The organism is Acinetobacter towneri (assembly GCF_001758345.1).
In the GTDB taxonomy this organism is placed as follows: domain Bacteria; phylum Pseudomonadota; class Gammaproteobacteria; order Pseudomonadales; family Moraxellaceae; genus Acinetobacter; species Acinetobacter towneri_A.
Window position 1 is genome coordinate 55,963 of record NZ_MKQS01000013.1, and the last position, 17,005, is coordinate 72,967.

Here is a 17,005-nt window from a genome sequence, read left to right on the forward strand (position 1 = left end):
TAAATTTATTTCGTATCTACGTTGTTATAAACGCATAATGTCATTAAATAATGCAAGGAGCATCATACTTCCAAGCAGTACCATACCAATTTTTAAACCAACTAATTGTATTTGTTCAGAAACAGGTTTTCCACGAATCAGCTCGATAAAATAATAAACTAAATGCCCGCCATCCAACATTGGAATTGGCAATAAATTTAGAATTCCTAAGCTTACGCTCATGAGTGCCATAAAGGAAATAAAAGTTTGCCACCCCATTTCCGCACTTTGTCCTGCGACTTTAGCAATGGTAATTGGGCCAGATAAATTATCTAAACCAATTAAACCACGTACCATTTTGACAATAGAGTTCAGAATCATGCTAGACAGCTGACCTGTTTTATCTACTGCCATCAATAAAGCTTCACTCGGGCTATATTGAATCGTTTGCTTATAATCTTCTGGAATGACAATTTTTCCAGGATCACTTTGCACACCCAATACACCCGAAACATTGCCCATATTGTCACGTTTACCTTGCGGCATTACTTCCAGTTGTTGCACTTGATTGTTACGCAGCACATCTACTTTCAGTAATTTTTCTGGCGATGCTTGAACAACTTGCACCACATCGTACCAGTCATTCATTTTTACGCCATCAATCGCAACAATTTGATCGCCTTCTTGCATGCCTTGACGAATGGCTGCGCCATCTTCACTTAACTTGCTGACAATCGCAGGAATTTGTGGACGATACGGTGTAAAACCTAAAACATCTAAAGGCGATTGAGATTGATCATTTAAGAAATTTTGAATGGGTAAGCTAAACGTTTTGATTTCACCTGCGCGTTCAGCCTGTACCTGAATTTTGCCTGTTTCACCTACACGGTCTACCAAGGCAAAGTTCAGCTTTTCCCATGTCGTCACAGGCGTACCATCAATGGCGGTAATCTTATCACCTACTTGCATTTGCGCTGCCGCCGCAGGTGTATCTGCCAGTACCTTACCCACACGGGTATTCAACTGTTCTTGAGAGGGTAAAAATAATAGCCAGAACAATAATATGGCAAAAATTAAGTTAATCAACGGCCCTGCTGCCACAATCGCAATACGTTTCCACGGATGCTGACGATTAAAGGCATAAGGTAGGTCTGCTTCTGCAACGTTTTCTTCGCGTTCATCAAGCATTTTGACATAGCCACCCAAAGGCAGTGCCGAAAGCTGATATTGAATCCCCGATTTTTTAGACGTCCATTTTAAAATGGTTGGCCCAAAGCCTATGGAATACACCAAAACTTTGACACCTAATTTACGTGCAACAAAGTAGTGCCCAAACTCATGAATTGCAATTAAAGGTCCTAGCAAAAGAATCGCTGCAACCACAATAAATAAGGCACTCATGCTTTAGCTTCCTTTATTCAACACAAAATACTGTGCAATAGCACGAGCATTTTGGTCTGCCTGCAAAATCAGTTCAATGCTTTCTGCGGCTGAATTTTGTATTTGGTTCAAGGTATGCTCAACCACTGTCGCAATTTCAGTAAAACGAATTTTTTGCTGCAAGAATGCTGCAACTGCAATTTCATTTGCTGCATTTAAAATAGCAGGCGCCAGACCACCTTCTTGCATGGCTTGACGTGCCAGACTTAAGGCAGGAAAACGTATGGTATCGGGTGCTTGAAAATCAAGCTGATGATTGACAAACAAATCTAAAGGCGGAACATGCGTTTGGATACGCTGCGGCCATGCCAAAGCATGCGCAATAGGCGTACACATATCAGGATTACCCATTTGCGCCAAAGTTGAACCATCCACATATTGAACCATGGAATGAATAATACTCTGTGGATGAACTACAACTGTAACAAAGTGTTCTGAAATTGCAAAAAGATGACACGCTTCGATTAATTCCAAACCTTTGTTCATCAAGGTTGCAGAATCTACCGAAATTTTTTGTCCCATAGACCAATTTGGATGTTTGCACGCTTGAGCAGGGGTAACGTGTTGCAGTTCTTCTAGGCTATGATTTAAAAATGGACCGCCCGAAGCAGTCAGTAAAATTTGTGATACGCCTAACTTAGGTTGTCCATTTCTTTCGGTTTGTAAATAATGTTCAGGCAAACATTGAAAAATCGCGTTATGTTCAGAGTCTACTGGCAACAACAAAGCACCATGTTCACGAGCTGCCTGCATCATGATATCACCCGACATCACCAATGCTTCTTTATTGGCCAATAATACACGCTTACCTGCTTTAACTGCTGCCAATGTTGGCAATAAGCCTGCAGCACCTACAATAGCTGCCATGACCACATCCACTTCAGGATGTTCAGCAACCGCAATTAGCCCCACTTCATCACTTAAAATTTCAATATTTGAAATTTGATTTTGGCGAAACAGTTGATGCAATTCATCTACTTTGGCGGCAGGTACAACCACAACTTTAGGATGGTACTGTTTGCATATTTGAACCAGTTCTTGAATTCGGCTGTGCGCCGTCACGGCAAAAACTGAATACTGCTCAGGATGTTGTTGCAGTACTTTTAGGGTGCTTTGTCCAATTGAACCTGTCACACCCAAGATACAAACAGCTTGTGACATTTATAAATCTACGCCAATAAGTTTTAAAACATACATACCTGCAGCAAAAATTGGAGCTGCTGCAAGTAAAGAATCAATCCGATCTAGCACACCACCATGACCTGGCAAAACTCGCCCAGAGTCTTTAATACCTGCACGGCGCTTGATCATGGATTCAAACAGATCGCCCAATACTGAGCTAAATACCGTAAATACCGAAAGAATCAAAAATAAAATATGTTGTGCCAAAGTTAGGTCCAAATACACCACTTCGACAACAATCACAATTAGCATGGCTGTAAACACACCGCCATATAAGCCTTCTACTGACTTGTTTGGACTGACATTTGGTGCAAGTTTTTTCTTGCCTAGTTTGCGTCCAACAAAATAAGCACCTGAGTCTGCACCCCAAACCAACAAGAACAAGTACATTAACCACCACGGCGAACTATTCCATACGGAAAAAATTGCAGTGACCGCAGCAGAAATTAGAATAAAACCAATAAAACTTAAGCTTGGGTTATACCATGCATCGTATTCTGGATAAGACTTGACCCAATAAATACTGAGTAACCATGTCAAAATAGAAGCTGCCCAAAGTAACAAGGCAATATCACTAAAATAAAGTGCCATTGCTGCCAAAGCGGCAGTCAATACACCAAAGCCCCAAGCCACAGGTTTGAGGACATATTTAGTTTTTCTTGGCATGAGTTTGAACCACTCATAGCCCGCAACCCCTGCTGCAACAATCATCAGCATAAACATTGGATAGTGCGACTGAGTTGCAAACATACAACTCAACACCACAGCAACCAATACCAATGCGGTAATAATCCGCTCTAACATGTATTAATTCTCAATTTTCTCTTGTTGAATTTGCTCAGAAGTTTTACCAAAACGACGTTCGCGACCACCAAATACTGCCAGTGCATCGTCAAATTCTTCTATGCTAAATTCAGGCCACAAGGTTTGGGTAAAATACAATTCAGCATACGCAGCTTGCCAAAGTAAAAAGTTGGACAATCTAAAATCGCCACCTGTACGAATCAACAGATCGACAGGTGGTAGGTCTGCCAGACTGACATATTGACCAAAAAGTTGTGTATCTAATTGTTCAATATCAATTTTATGCGCCACAACATCTGCTGCAATTTGTTTTGCAGCTTGTGCCATATCCCACATACCACCATAACTAATGGCAATTGTGAGTGTCATGCTGTTGAAATTAGCAGTCCTTTGTTCGGCATGCAACATTAACTCACGCAAATGCGGCGACAAACGTGAACGGTCACCAATAAAACGTAAGGCAATATTGAATTTTTCCATGCGTGGTAATTGCTCATGAATTGTGGTTTCCAGCAATTGCATGAGTAAATCCACTTCAAACTGCGGACGATTCCAGTTTTCACTCGAAAAAGCAAAAACGGTTAAAGCTTGAATGTGTTTTTTTCTACAATGTTCAACAATCGGGTCAAGTACATCTTTACCAGAGCGATGTCCTTCCCCTTTTTGCATTTGATTTTTTTTTGCAAAACGATTGTTGCCATCCATAATGATGGCAACATGTTTTGGCAAAGACGCGCTGTCTTCCGATGTGGTCATTGATTAGACCTTCATCAACTCAGCTTCTTTTGCAGCAAGACGCTTGTCTACTTCTGCAACGTATTTGTCTGTGATTTTTTGGATGTCATCTGCTGCACGGCGCTCATCATCTTCAGAAATTTCTTTTTCTTTCAATAATGCTTTGATGTCGCCCAATACATCACGGCGGATGTTACGAATAGCAACTTTGGCATTTTCTGCTTCAGAACGCGCAACTTTTTGCATGTCACGACGAGTTTCTTCAGTCAATGCTGCAAGCGGTACACGAATTGCATCGGCTGTGATTGGGTTTAGACCCAAATCTGACTCACGAATTGCTTTATCAATTGCAGACACCATTGAACGCTCAAATGGCTGAACCAATAAGGTACGTGAATCTTCTACACCAATGTTGGCTACTTGGTTAAGTGGCACATCGGAACCGTAGTAAGAAACCATCACACCATTTAAAATTGATGGATGTGCACGACCTGTACGTACTTTGGCAAAACCATGTTCTAAAGACTCTAAAGTCTTGCTCATACGTTCTTCGCTGTCTTTTTTAAGATCGTTAATCATAAGATCTTCCTTACTGTATTCTAAAATTTGAGTCAAAATATAGGGTTAAATTAAACCGTAGTATAAAGAGCTTTGTGGCTCACGTACATTAGTTCGTAACGTGAGTTCCTTCTTTTTCGCCCATCACTACAGAAAGCAATGCACCTGCTTTATTCATATCAAAAACTTGCAACGGCACATTGTGATCGCGGCATAAGCAGATTGCAGTTAAATCCATAACACCTAATTTTTCATCCAACACCTGGTCAAATGTAAGTGTGTCATATTTCACCGCATCTTCGTATTTGCTTGGATCTTTGTTATATACGCCATCTACTTTGGTCGCTTTTAAGATCAAGTTAGCTTCGATTTCGATACCACGTAAACATGCTGCTGTATCTGTGGTAAAGAATGGATTGCCTGTACCCGCAACGAACACACACACTTCACCTTGAGTCAGATGACGAATTGCATCTCGGCTTGAGTAAGACTCGACTACAGTGCCAATAGGTAATGCAGACATTAAACGAGTTTTGATGTTACGGCGTACCAAAGCATCACGCATGGCCAACCCATTCATCACAGTTGCCAACATACCCATTTGGTCACCAGTTACACGACCAACCAAACCGTCTTTTTGTAATTGGCTGCCACGATACAAGTTACCACCACCCACAACAATACCAACTTCCACACCTAGACCAACCAAGTGTGCAATAGCCAAAGACATTTGATCGAGCACTTGCGCATCAATCCCCATGTCTTTATTGCCTGCAAGCGCTTCACCCGATAGTTTCAACAAGATACGTGCATAACGTGGCTTTTTTGAATCTAACATTGTCATTACTCCAATTCTAAATTCTAAACTTTAAATTCTTACAATTCGTCTGATTTACAACTTGAAATCTTAGTCAGAGAAACCCTAAGCAGACTTGACCTGAATCAGTTTGGCAAATAAGTCGTATTCATCGGCATCGGTAATTTCAACTTCAAGCAAATCACCTGCTTTAATTAAATTCTTGTCGATATCTTCTACAAATACGTTGCCATCAATTTCTGGTGCATCGGCATAAGAGCGTGCTACTGCCACTGGAAATTCCTCTTCCAAATCATCAACCAATACCGTCATAGTTTGACCAATACGCTTTTGAAGTTTGGCTGCAGAAATTTCTTGCTGAACCTGCATAAAACGCTCATAGCGTTCTTGTTTAATTTCTTCAGGCACATGATCAGGTAAATCGTTTGCTGCGGCACCTTCAACTGGTGAATAGGTAAAACAACCAACACGGTCTAGTTGCGCTTCTTTGAGCCAATCCAGCAAGATTTGGAAATCTTCTTCTGTTTCACCAGGGAAACCCACCACAAAGGTAGAACGAATAACTAACTCAGGGCATTTTTCACGCCACAGCTTTAAACGCTCTAAAGTGTTTTCGCTGTGTGCAGGACGCTTCATTAGCTTTAACACTTTCGGGCTGGCATGCTGAAACGGAATATCTAAATAAGGCAAAATCTTGCCTTGAGCCATTAAGTCAATCACAGCATCGACATGCGGATATGGATAGACATAGTGCAAACGCACCCAAATGCCCAACTGCCCTAAGGCTTCGCACATATCGTAGAATTTGGTTTTAACAGGCTGCCCATTCCAAAAGTCTAATTTGTATTTGGTATCTACACCGTAAGCAGAAGTATCTTGCGAAATCACCAATWCTTCTTTTACGCCCGCACGTTTGAGTGCAGCAGCTTCTTCTAACACCGAACCCACAGGACGCGAAACCAAATCGCCACGCATGCTTGGAATGATGCAGAAAGTACAGCGATGGTTACAACCTTCTGAAATTTTAAGATAGGCATAATGTTTAGGCGTCAAACGAATGCCTTGTTCAGGTACCAAATCAATAAATGGATTATGCTTTGGTGGCTCAGGAACATATTGATGCACCGCTTCCATCACGTCCTGATAAGCCGCTGCACCCGTAACTTTGAGTACATTCGGATGCATTTGACGAATTTTATCTTCATCTTTACCCAAGCAACCCGTCACAATGACACGACCATTGGCATTCATGGCTTCGCCAATCGCATCTAAAGACTCTTGTACTGCAGATTCAATAAAACCACATGTATTGACAACAACTAAGTCAGCACCTTCATAATCAGATGCGACATCATAACCTTCAGTTTTTAACTGAGTTAAAATTCGTTCGGAATCTACCAATGCCTTAGGACAACCTAAAGAAACAAAACCGACTTTGGGGGATTTCATAGAATCTGCACTCCACTAGAATGCGCGTATTGTATGACTTTTCTTTGCATAAAAATAGAGAAATAGCCGACTCTTTGCATAATGCACCAAAATACAACCATTCAGGCTAAATGATGTAAGTAATGCACCATTTTAATGCATTTTCATTTACAGTGTTTCAGTTCTCCGTTATATCTTAAAAATTCAGTCCAGTTCCTGCGCATTTTTCCGATTCTTCGGTGATGAATGCACTAAAAATGAAAAGTTGGCGTGCATTTTGCTTAATTCGCCTCAATTCGATCCTACTTTGGAACATGGCTGACATATGACAATGCCCTTGCACAATATTTCATACAGGAAGCATTCACGAATGGATCAGACCCAGCGCATTGACTACCGTCTTTTGGTGGATAACCTTAGCACTGCAATTTTACTGGTTGATCGTGACCTGAATATTTTTTATTTAAACTCATCTTGTGAAGCTTTATTTGATATCAGTTTAATTCGGGCTTCAGGGCAACCTGTTTTAAATTTGCTGCACACGCCTGATGATGAGTTCAATACTCAAGAGGCGTTTCTAAATACCATTAAAACAGGTCAGCCCTACACTCGCCGTGAAGCAACCATTAACGTCAATTTTAAAGACATTCATGTCGATTACACTGCATCACAGTTAAACGCAGGCAAGCCGTATCATCCACTTTTGCTAATTGAATTAAATCCGATTGATCGGATGCTCAAAATTTCCAAAGAAGAAAACTTTATTCAGCAGCATCAAGTCGCGCGTCAATTGATTCGTGGTGTAGCACATGAAATTAAAAACCCGCTTGCAGGAATTCGTGGTGCGACACAACTCTTAGCGCGAAGTTTAAATGACTCGAAGTATGATGAATTTACCGACATTATTATTAGCGAAGTGGATCGTTTAAGAAACTTAGCCGACACCATGCTCGGTTCACGCCAACTTCCAAGCTATGAACCGGTCAATATTCACGAGCCTTTAGAGCGGGTACGCAGCCTGATTGTCAATCAAACTAAAAACAAAATAAATATTATCCGCGACTATGACCTTTCTTTACCCGAAGTTATGGCAGACCGCGATCAATTGATTCAAGTCATGCTGAATATTTGTGCCAATGCAGTACAAGCCATGACCGAACAACCTGATTTCTTTGTTGAGCATCGACCTGAATTAATTTTAAGAACCCGTATTCAACGCTTGGTCACCATTAATGGTGTGCTGAATCGTTCCACCGTACGTGTTGATATTGAAGATAACGGCCCAGGCGTACCTGAAGACATTTTAGAGTCTGTGTTTTATCCGTTAGTGACTGGACGCGCAAACGGTACAGGACTTGGTTTAAGCATCGCACAAAATATTATGCATCAACATAACGGAATGATTGAATGTCAATCTATTCCAGGAAAAACAGTATTTAGCTTATATTTACCTTGGGAGGCGAGTCATGTCGCGAAATAAAATTTGGGTGATTGATGATGACCGTGCAATGCGCTGGGTACTTGAAAAAACTTTTAGAGAAGAAGGTTTTGAAGTTACCAGTTTTGAAGAAGCACAGTCTGCACTAGATGAGTTAAACCAAGATGCACCCGATGTAATTTTGACCGACATTCGCATGCCTGGAATTGATGGTTTAACTTTTCTTGGCAAAGTCAAAGTCAGTTATCCCGACTTGCCTGTGATTATTATGACTGCGCACTCCGATTTAGAATCGGCAGTATCTAGCTATCAAACAGGTGCATTTGAATACCTACCCAAGCCTTTTGATATTGATGAAGCACTTGCTTTAGTCAATCGTGCAATTTTGCATATCACCAAACTACAACAGCAAGAATCTGCAAAATCGACAGTGCAGCCAATTCAATCGACAGAAATTATTGGTGAATCGCCTGCCATGCAGGAAGTGTTTCGTGCGATTGGTCGTTTATCGCAATCACACATTACTGTGCTCATTAATGGTGAATCAGGTACAGGGAAAGAATTGGTGGCGCATGCACTGCATCGCCACTCACCACGTAGCAGCAAACCTTTTATTGCGCTGAATATGGCTGCCATTCCTAAAGATTTGATTGAAACCGAACTTTTTGGACACGAAAAAGGTGCATTTACAGGTGCAAATACACAACGTCAGGGCCGTTTTGAACAAGCCAACGGCGGCACCCTGTTTTTAGATGAAATTGGCGATATGCCTTTTGAAACCCAAACCCGTTTATTGCGCGTATTGGCAGATGGTGAATTTTATCGGGTCGGTGGGCATATTCCTGTCAAAGTGGATGTGCGAATTGTCGCAGCAACGCATCAGGATTTGGAAAAACTGGTACAGGATGGACGTTTCCGTGAAGACTTATATCATCGTCTAAACGTTATTCGGATTCATATTCCTAAATTGGCGCATCGCAGTGAAGATATTCCAATGTTAGCACAGCACTTTTTGGCACGTGCAGGCAAAGAATTAGGCGTAAGTCCAAAAATATTACGTCCTGAAACAGTGGAGTATATGCAGCAATTGCCATGGCAAGGTAATGTGCGCCAACTGGAAAACACCTGTCGCTGGCTTACAGTAATGATTACAGGACGTGAAGTCTATCCTGAAGATTTACCAACTGAACTCAAGCAAATTCCTATTGAAAAATTAGCTGAGCATTCTGCGCTTCATGTGGCAGAACGGGTATCTATGCAGCATTGGGATGAATTACTTGGGCAATGGGCAGTACAAAAGCTAAAAAATGGCGAAATGAAACTTCTAGATATCGCCATTCCAATGTTTGAACGCACTTTGATTAATGCCGCACTACAACAAACCCGTGGACGTAAACGTCATGCCGCTGAGCTACTCGGTTGGGGCCGTAATACGTTAACGCGAAAACTCAAAGAGTTAGGAATGGACAGTGCTGACGATGAAATTGAAGAAGATATTGAGGGCTAAGCGCGAATCAAATATCTAAATCTGTTGGCAATTCATCATCACCATAGAGGGAAATTCAGCTGTTGAATTTCCCTCTTTTTTATATCTTTCATTCTCAAATGAAGTGCAATTAAGCAACGGTAAATCCGACATAGCGTGATAAACCTTGCACGCCTAAATCCGTTTTATAAATCATATATTGGGGATAGCGGCTCGAAGTCAGTTCTTGCCACATATCTAATTGATCATCATGTGCATGAATTTCATCGACGCTGCGTGGCATGCTTTGTTCAAACACATCTGAGGCATATTCAAAACCCAAATCCATTGCGACAAACAAAGTATGTTCACAAGGCTGAATATATTGTTCTTCTGCCCAGTCAATGACAGCATGTTGGCAATGTGGGCAAAGCAAATTTTCAGTTGCAGGCGTATTCAGTTCAATGAGTTGATATGGCATAGAGCAGTATCACCAATATAAAATAGATAAATAGGAAGTCTGTTTTGCATCATAACAAGCAATTTCTATATTTTGCGCTAAGTACAGCTTATAATCATAGAAAATTTTTTAATTGTACTTATGTCAACTCTAGAAAATGCAATTACACTTGCAGTACAACTACATGCAGGACAACTAGATAAAGGTGATCAGCCATATATTTTGCATCCCTTACGGGTAATGTTGCAGTTACAGCAGCCTGATCAGCAAATTGTCGCCGTCCTGCACGACATTCTTGAAGATACCCACACCACAGCACAAGACCTTCAAAATTTAGGATTTCAAACGCATATTATTCAAGCGATTCAGGCGCTCACCAAACTGCCACATGAAACTCGTGTCCAAGCGGCTATGCGTACTGCACAAAACCCGCTTGCGTGTGCCGTAAAAATTGCAGATGTGAAAGACAACATGAATTTAGCGCGGATTCCCAATCCTACAGCACGTGATTTAGCTCGTTTAGAAGAATACCGACAAGTTTTAGATATTCTGCAAAAAGCACAGCAACAAAGCATGATTAAAGATTGACAACATGCAACGATAAAACTTTAATTTAAGTATTGTTGCACAAATGGAATTTATTCATGCTTACAGATTTGGATGATTTTTATTGCTTTGCCCAAGTGGTCGAACACGGTGGATTTAGTGCAGCAGAACGCGCCACCGATATTCCAAAATCCAAACTTAGCCGACGCGTACACAACCTAGAAGAACGCTTAGGCGTACGCTTAATTCAACGCAGTTCACGTCATTTTGCAGTCACAGAAATTGGTATGAATGTGTATCGTCATGCGCAAGTGATGATGAATGCTGCCCAAGCCGCACACAATTTGGTCGATCATTTAAGCATTGAACCAAGGGGTGTGATTAAAGTCAGCTTACCTGTTTCAATTGCGCAAAATGAAATTGCCAAAATTTTGCCTGAATTTTTGAAAGCCTACCCTGAAATTAAAGTACAGCTAATTGTCAGCAACCGTCGTGTCGACATCGTCAACGAAGGGATTGATATTGCACTGCGTGTCCGCTCAAATTTAGACGATGATCCGAGTTTGGTGATTCGAAAATTCAGTAAAATCGAACAACATTTATTTGCCAGTCAGGCTTATTTAAATGAATTTGGCGATTTGAAAAAACCTGAAGATTTAAGTCAGCATAAAATTTTAAGCATGTCAGATGAGCATTTAGATCAATTCATAGTCGTACACAACCAACAACAGCAATCAAAAAAAATTAAGGTCAATCCTACGGTTATGGGTTCAGACTTAATGATGTTGGCGCAATTGGCACGACAAAATTGCGGCATTGTGCTATTGCCTGACACTATTGTTGAAGATTATGTTGCGTCGGGTGAATTAGTTCGCGTTTTATCCGACTGGCATGCGCCTCACGGCATTTTCCACGTCGTCTACCCTTCACGGAGGGGTTTATTACCTGCTGTACGTGTATTTATTGACTATTTGGTCGAAAAACTGACCATTCGTTAGTACAGTGTCACAGGATTTCAGATACTCAACAGCAAAAAAAAAGCTTATCTAAGACAGATAAGCTTTGAAAATTACAATCTAAAATAAGAAAGTTAAAACAAAGAAACTACAGCAAGTATCTTTGAATTGAATTATAGCGATTGTTTATTTTCTAACAAGGCGTTTAAAACTAAAGTCTAATGTTTTATCTAGCAGTCTTAACTTGAAAGCATTCGCGTATCAAATTTCAGGATAACTCCCCGTACCTTCTGGCCACGGTGATAACACTTCAAAACCAGTATCAGTCACGGCAACCATGTGTTCCCATTGTGCAGAAAGCGATTGATCAGTAGTCACCACCGTCCAGCCGTCTTTCAGCTCTTTCACACGTGCTTTACCTGCATTCACCATCGGCTCAATGGTAAATACCATACCTTTTTCAAGCACCAAACCTTGTCCAGGCTGACCATAATGCAGCACACTTGGTTGTTCGTGATAGACCCTTCCAATACCATGTCCGCAATATTCACGAACAATGCTATATCCTTCACGATGCGCCACACTTTGAATGGCATAGCCGATATCCCCCAAAGTCGCACCTGGTTTCACTGCATGAATGCCTGCATGCATCGCCTCATAAGTGGTATCCACCAGTTTTTTGGCTTCGGGTTTCACCTGTCCCACGTAGTACATACGACTGGTATCACCATAAAAACCATCTTTAATCACCGCCACATCAATATTAATGATGTCACCATCTTTAAGGACAGTTTTGGTTGATGGAATACCATGACAGACCACTTCATTCGGTGAAATACAGGTGGTTTTGGTATAACCGTGATAACCCACATTGGCAGGAATTACTTTTAGGGTATTTACTATATAATCGTGACACAAATCATCTAAATATGCTGTTGTGACACCCGGTTTGACATGTTCACCAATCATCTGTAACACCTGAGCCGCCAAACGCCCCGAAATGCGTAATTTCTCGATATCTTGCTCTGATTTAATACTGACTCTAAGGGCGCGCATGATGAACTCCTAACCTGAAGCCTAAGATTATAGCCCTTTCAGCTTGTAAAATCCGCTTCAGTTGCCAAACATGTATCCATCTTCATGTAACCAACAGTTTTTTGTTTAAAAACCAACCTTTTAAAATCGCAATTAAAACTCACACCAGATCAGCAAACCATATTATCGGGATCAGTTCTTTTTAAAAAGTATCTGAATAAACAGCAAGTTATCTAATTTTTTATATTGAAGATTACAACAGCAAAAACACACATACCATATAAACTATGAATACAACCCGTAAAATCAATTAGAAAATTAGAGCTCGATCTACTAAAATCGCTTTCTTTTGTTTACACCTCATTTTCTCTCCCATGACGAATTTACGCACACGGGATACTATTGCCTTGGGTTTTATGACCTTTGCACTATTCATTGGTGCAGGTAATATTATTTTCCCGCCTATCGTGGCACAACAAGCGGGCGAACAGGTCTGGCTTGCTGCGCTCGGTTTTCTCATTACCGCCGTTGGCTTACCCGTGATTACCATTATGGCGTTGTCACGTGTTGAAGGTTCTATACAAATTTTAAGTTCGCCTTTAGGCAAAACCGCGAGCTTAATTTTAACAGTCATCTGTTATTTAGCAGTTGGTCCGCTTTTCGCCACGCCACGTACAGCAACAGTATCTTATGAAATTGGTTTTTCAGCCTATTTTGGCGATTCCACGAGCGCCTTATTCGTATATAGCTCCGTTTATTTTGCTTTGGTGATGCTGATTTCACTGTATCCACACAAAATTTTAGACACAGTGGGGTATGTGCTTTCTCCACTTAAAATTTTGTCATTACTCATTTTAGGCATCACTGCCTTTATTATTCCGACAGGTACAATTTCACCTGCAATTCACAATTATGTGAACAGTCCTGTATCTGAAGGCTTTATAAATGGTTATCTCACCATGGATACTTTAGGTGCATTGGTATTCGGCATTGTTATCATTAATGCGATTCGCTCACGCGGGGTGACTGACAAAAAACTCGTCACCCGCTATGCCGTTTGGGCAAGTTTAATTTCAGGGGTGGGTTTAACTTTAGTTTATCTGAGTCTATTTAAACTGGGAATGGGCAGTCATGATGTTGCAGCCAATGCCAGTAATGGTGCGATAATTTTACACGCCTATGTACAACATGCCTTTGGCGGATTTGGCTCGGTATTTTTAGCTGCAATGATTTTTATTGCCTGCTTGGTTACTGCGATTGGACTAACATGCGCATGTGCAGGATATTTTGAACAAATTACTAAAATTCACTACCGCCGTTGGGTATTTATTTTAGTGGGCTTTGCTTTTGTCATTTCTAACCTTGGACTCACCAAGCTGATTGCAGTTTCAGTGCCTATTTTAAGTGCGATTTATCCACCTGCAATTGTGGTCATTCTACTCAGCTTTTTTTGGGGATTGTTCCGTATTCCAACCCGTGTGATTGCACCTACTGCGGCAGTTGCATTGCTCTTTGGTATCATTGATGCAATGAAGGCTGCAGACTTAGCCAGATTTTTGCCGACCTCACTGACCAATTTACCGCTGAGCGAACAAAACCTCGCTTGGTTGTTTCCTGCATTGCTGATTTTTATATTTGCTGCAATTCGTGATCGAATGAAAAAATAACCATTACGCATCTCGAGCTAGGTATGTTTTCAAGTTGCGCTCTATTTTGAAGCTGCATTGTATTAAAGGCGTGTTTTATCCAAATACGAATTTAAGTTAGACAATAATTGTCAGGTTTTACCCAAACCCACACTTATTGTTTTTTTGACCAAAGCTGTTTTCTTTTTACAATTTATCAGCAAGGATCAGAACACATTCCATTAATCTTTAGGAATAATAAAGAATTGAAATTAAAATATTTTCAATAAAAAAATAAAACAAAATGAATCATTCACCAATCTTAAACACATCTCAAATTAACGCTAAAGTCGTATAGTCGCCTTCAAAAATAGCTGGCATAAAATATGCAAGTACCATTGTAATGTTATTTATATGACTTAAAAAACGCGCTAATTTTTATTATTTTTTATATAAATGATAGTAAATAGTGATATTTCTTACAGAAATGATGTTTTTTATCAAAATATGATTATAAGGACTTGAAATAATTTCCAAAATAAGGTAGAACAATATAACCAATCTGACTAAAACGCTCTGATTTTAGTAATTTATAATAAGGAGGGATGGAGATGTTTTCACATTTCACTACGCAAGTCTTCATTAACGCTCTGAAGGCTAACCACAATCTAGTTACTTTTTTAAGCACCACTTTTGCACTAATGCTGACCCTATTGCTACAAGGCTCAATTCAAGGCAATTTGAAACCAACCTATTTTTTATATGCCTTATTGGTATGTATAGCCTTTGCGATTTGGACATCTATTGACCAAAAGTTTCGTAAACATAAAAACGTAGAAATTCATTAATTTTTACCCGAACACCCATTCATTTTATCTTTTTTTCACTTTCACTTTGCGGCAGATGGATCACTCCTCTGCCGCCAAACTCATCAAATAGATTCTACTCACCACTTAACGGTAAACATCTGAAAATCTTCTCCCTCCCCTAAGAAAAATTAAACTGAGCAATTAGAATTACAACAATCCGTAGATTGCACCGAGCAATAACACACTCGTCCCGCCCAATTCAGCCATAATTAATAACAGCATTACCAAACTCATGCACCAACTTGGTAACGTCCATGCTGCAATTTGATGCGGTTGTTTAAATTGATTGGTGGTGTCTTTGAGCAATCCATGCAAGATATAACTCAGAATAGAAAAACTGAAAAATGCTAAATTTAGAATGACACAAATTAAAATAATAGTCGTATCCCAAATACAAAAATAAGCCAAGACCGCTAAAATTAAACTCGCAGGCGCATATAACAAGCTACTGCGATGTGCAATATCCACATAATAATGCGCACGCGCTTGGGCAGAAGCACGAATTTGCCAATATTTCCACACGCCTGTAAGTATCCCCACCCACAAAAATATGCCACTAAAGATAATCGCAAGGCGCACTGCCAAAGATAAACTTTCCATGCTGAACACTCTTTTTATTTTTCGTGCGGTTATTTAACTACACTCACAGACCACTCTGCTTGACTTTAGAGTCAGAATTAACTCAAGTTTCTTTTTAGAACTCGTGTAAATTAAATTTATTCTTATCATTTTTAAAAACATTATGAGCACTTTTGAAAGCTTAAATATTATTTGTGCAGATGGTTATACCCTAGCTGCCCGTTATTATCCAAATCAATATACGCAAGCACAGCGTCTACCTGTCTTGATTTGCCCCGCGACAGGCATTACCAAAAGTTTTTATCACGCTTTTGCCACATGGTTAAATGAACAAGGCTATGCTGTGCTGTGTTTTGATTTTCGTGGTATTGGTGATTCATTGCATGAACCATTAAAACAATGTCAAGCCAGCATTGTTGATTGGGGGCAGTTGGATATTCCTGCAGCAGTCAATACTTTACTGCAAAAAACACAAGCCGAACAGGTCGTTTTATTGGGACATAGTGCAGGCGGACAATTACTAGGGATTAATCCTGAATATCATAAAGTAGCAAAAGTAGTCGCTGTATCTGGCTCTACAGGCCACACAAAAGGTTTGAAAGGTCGTACTCGCCTCCTAGCTCCAGTGATGTTTAATCTTATTTTCCCCCTTGCTAGAATTACACATGGTTATGGTCCAACCAATGCGATTGGTATGGGGGAAAACTTACCTAAAAATGTGGCTCGACAATGGGCACAATTTTGTAGCAAGCCTGGTTATGTGATCAATGCCGTTGGTAAAACAGTTACAGAGCATTATCACGATGATATTCGCTGCCCAATTACTTCTATTTGGAGTTCGGATGATGAAATTGCCACTAAAGCCAATGTACTAGATTTACTGCGTCTCTATCCTCAAGCACCGACCAGTATGATTGAACTCGTACCAGAGCGTTATCAACATAAAACCATTGGACACATGGCAATGTTTAAAAAATCACATCAAAATTTATGGGATGTGATTGCAAATCAATTGGCAGTTTAATTTTCAGTGATGACGTCACCTACAAATTAGACATTTTGTGGTTTTAGTTTCTCGCTTTTTGTTTT

General features: G+C 40.3%; 17 protein-coding genes. 7 read left to right on the forward strand and 10 right to left on the reverse strand.

Going from position 1 to position 17,005, the window contains the following annotated elements; genetic code table 11:
• Window positions 1-24: 24 nt before the first annotated feature.
• The 7 genes from rseP to rimO form a co-directional block, all read right to left on the reverse strand.
• A complete protein-coding gene (gene rseP / locus BJN41_RS08435; protein ID WP_070154547.1) occupies window positions 25-1,380 on the reverse strand; it encodes an RIP metalloprotease RseP in 1,356 nt (451 codons plus the stop codon).
• A 3-nt stretch (window positions 1,381-1,383) separates the two neighbouring features.
• A complete protein-coding gene (ispC, locus tag BJN41_RS08440; protein ID WP_070154549.1) occupies window positions 1,384-2,580 on the reverse strand; it encodes a 1-deoxy-D-xylulose-5-phosphate reductoisomerase in 1,197 nt (398 codons plus the stop codon).
• Window positions 2,581-3,405, reverse strand: a complete 825-nt coding sequence (locus BJN41_RS08445) for a phosphatidate cytidylyltransferase (RefSeq protein ID WP_004976707.1) — start codon at window positions 3,403-3,405, stop codon at window positions 2,581-2,583.
• A gap of 3 nt (window positions 3,406-3,408) precedes the next feature.
• On the reverse strand, window positions 3,409-4,161 hold the full coding sequence (gene uppS, locus BJN41_RS08450; RefSeq protein WP_070154551.1) for a polyprenyl diphosphate synthase: 753 nt from the start codon (window positions 4,159-4,161) through the stop codon (window positions 3,409-3,411).
• 3 nt (window positions 4,162-4,164) lie between these two features.
• A complete protein-coding gene (frr, locus tag BJN41_RS08455) occupies window positions 4,165-4,719 on the reverse strand; it encodes a ribosome recycling factor (protein WP_004976711.1) in 555 nt (184 codons plus the stop codon).
• Between the two features lie 88 nt (window positions 4,720-4,807).
• Entirely contained in the window at window positions 4,808-5,536 is a 729-nt protein-coding gene (pyrH, locus tag BJN41_RS08460) for a UMP kinase (RefSeq protein WP_019836498.1), read from the reverse strand.
• An 84-nt stretch (window positions 5,537-5,620) separates the two neighbouring features.
• Window positions 5,621-6,964 (reverse strand): 30S ribosomal protein S12 methylthiotransferase RimO, encoded by a 1,344-nt coding sequence (gene rimO, locus BJN41_RS08465; protein WP_070154553.1) that lies wholly within the window; start codon window positions 6,962-6,964, stop codon window positions 5,621-5,623.
• 349 nt (window positions 6,965-7,313) lie between these two features.
• Between rimO and glnL the strand changes: the two genes are divergently transcribed.
• Both glnL and glnG read left to right on the forward strand, forming a co-directional pair.
• On the forward strand, window positions 7,314-8,423 hold the full coding sequence (glnL, locus tag BJN41_RS08470) for a nitrogen regulation protein NR(II) (RefSeq protein WP_019836500.1): 1,110 nt from the start codon (window positions 7,314-7,316) through the stop codon (window positions 8,421-8,423).
• Window positions 8,410-9,888: a nitrogen regulation protein NR(I) gene (gene glnG / locus BJN41_RS08475; protein WP_070154554.1), complete on the forward strand. Its 1,479-nt coding sequence runs from the start codon at window positions 8,410-8,412 to the stop codon at window positions 9,886-9,888. Before glnL ends, glnG begins: the two co-directional genes overlap by 14 nt.
• 109 nt (window positions 9,889-9,997) lie before the next feature.
• Here the strand turns inward: glnG and BJN41_RS08480 are convergent, their stop codons facing one another.
• A complete protein-coding gene (locus BJN41_RS08480; protein WP_019836502.1) occupies window positions 9,998-10,327 on the reverse strand; it encodes a hypothetical protein in 330 nt (109 codons plus the stop codon).
• A 120-nt stretch (window positions 10,328-10,447) separates the two neighbouring features.
• Here BJN41_RS08480 and BJN41_RS08485 point away from each other — a divergent pair, with 120 nt between their 5' ends.
• Both BJN41_RS08485 and BJN41_RS08490 read left to right on the forward strand, forming a co-directional pair.
• Window positions 10,448-10,894 (forward strand): HD domain-containing protein, encoded by a 447-nt coding sequence (locus BJN41_RS08485; protein WP_070154555.1) that lies wholly within the window; start codon window positions 10,448-10,450, stop codon window positions 10,892-10,894.
• 56 nt (window positions 10,895-10,950) lie between these two features.
• The gene (locus BJN41_RS08490) at window positions 10,951-11,850 is read left to right on the forward strand and encodes a LysR substrate-binding domain-containing protein (protein WP_070154556.1); all 900 of its coding nucleotides are present in this window, start codon (window positions 10,951-10,953) and stop codon (window positions 11,848-11,850) included.
• A gap of 219 nt (window positions 11,851-12,069) precedes the next feature.
• Here BJN41_RS08490 and map read toward each other — a convergent pair whose 3' ends face one another.
• On the reverse strand, window positions 12,070-12,864 hold the full coding sequence (gene map / locus BJN41_RS08495) for a type I methionyl aminopeptidase (RefSeq protein ID WP_019836505.1): 795 nt from the start codon (window positions 12,862-12,864) through the stop codon (window positions 12,070-12,072).
• 353 nt (window positions 12,865-13,217) lie between these two features.
• Between map and brnQ the strand changes: the two genes are divergently transcribed.
• Window positions 13,218-14,510, forward strand: a complete 1,293-nt coding sequence (brnQ, locus tag BJN41_RS08500) for a branched-chain amino acid transport system II carrier protein (RefSeq protein WP_070154557.1) — start codon at window positions 13,218-13,220, stop codon at window positions 14,508-14,510.
• 569 nt (window positions 14,511-15,079) lie between these two features.
• The gene (locus BJN41_RS08505; RefSeq protein ID WP_070154559.1) at window positions 15,080-15,316 is read left to right on the forward strand and encodes a hypothetical protein; all 237 of its coding nucleotides are present in this window, start codon (window positions 15,080-15,082) and stop codon (window positions 15,314-15,316) included.
• A 168-nt stretch (window positions 15,317-15,484) separates the two neighbouring features.
• Here the strand turns inward: BJN41_RS08505 and BJN41_RS08510 are convergent, their stop codons facing one another.
• Complete coding sequence (locus tag BJN41_RS08510; RefSeq protein WP_019836508.1) at window positions 15,485-15,937, reverse strand: hypothetical protein; 453 nt, start codon at window positions 15,935-15,937, stop codon at window positions 15,485-15,487.
• A 142-nt stretch (window positions 15,938-16,079) separates the two neighbouring features.
• Between BJN41_RS08510 and BJN41_RS08515 the strand changes: the two genes are divergently transcribed.
• Entirely contained in the window at window positions 16,080-16,940 is an 861-nt protein-coding gene (locus BJN41_RS08515) for an alpha/beta fold hydrolase (RefSeq protein ID WP_019836509.1), read from the forward strand.
• Window positions 16,941-17,005: the final 65 nt, after the last annotated feature.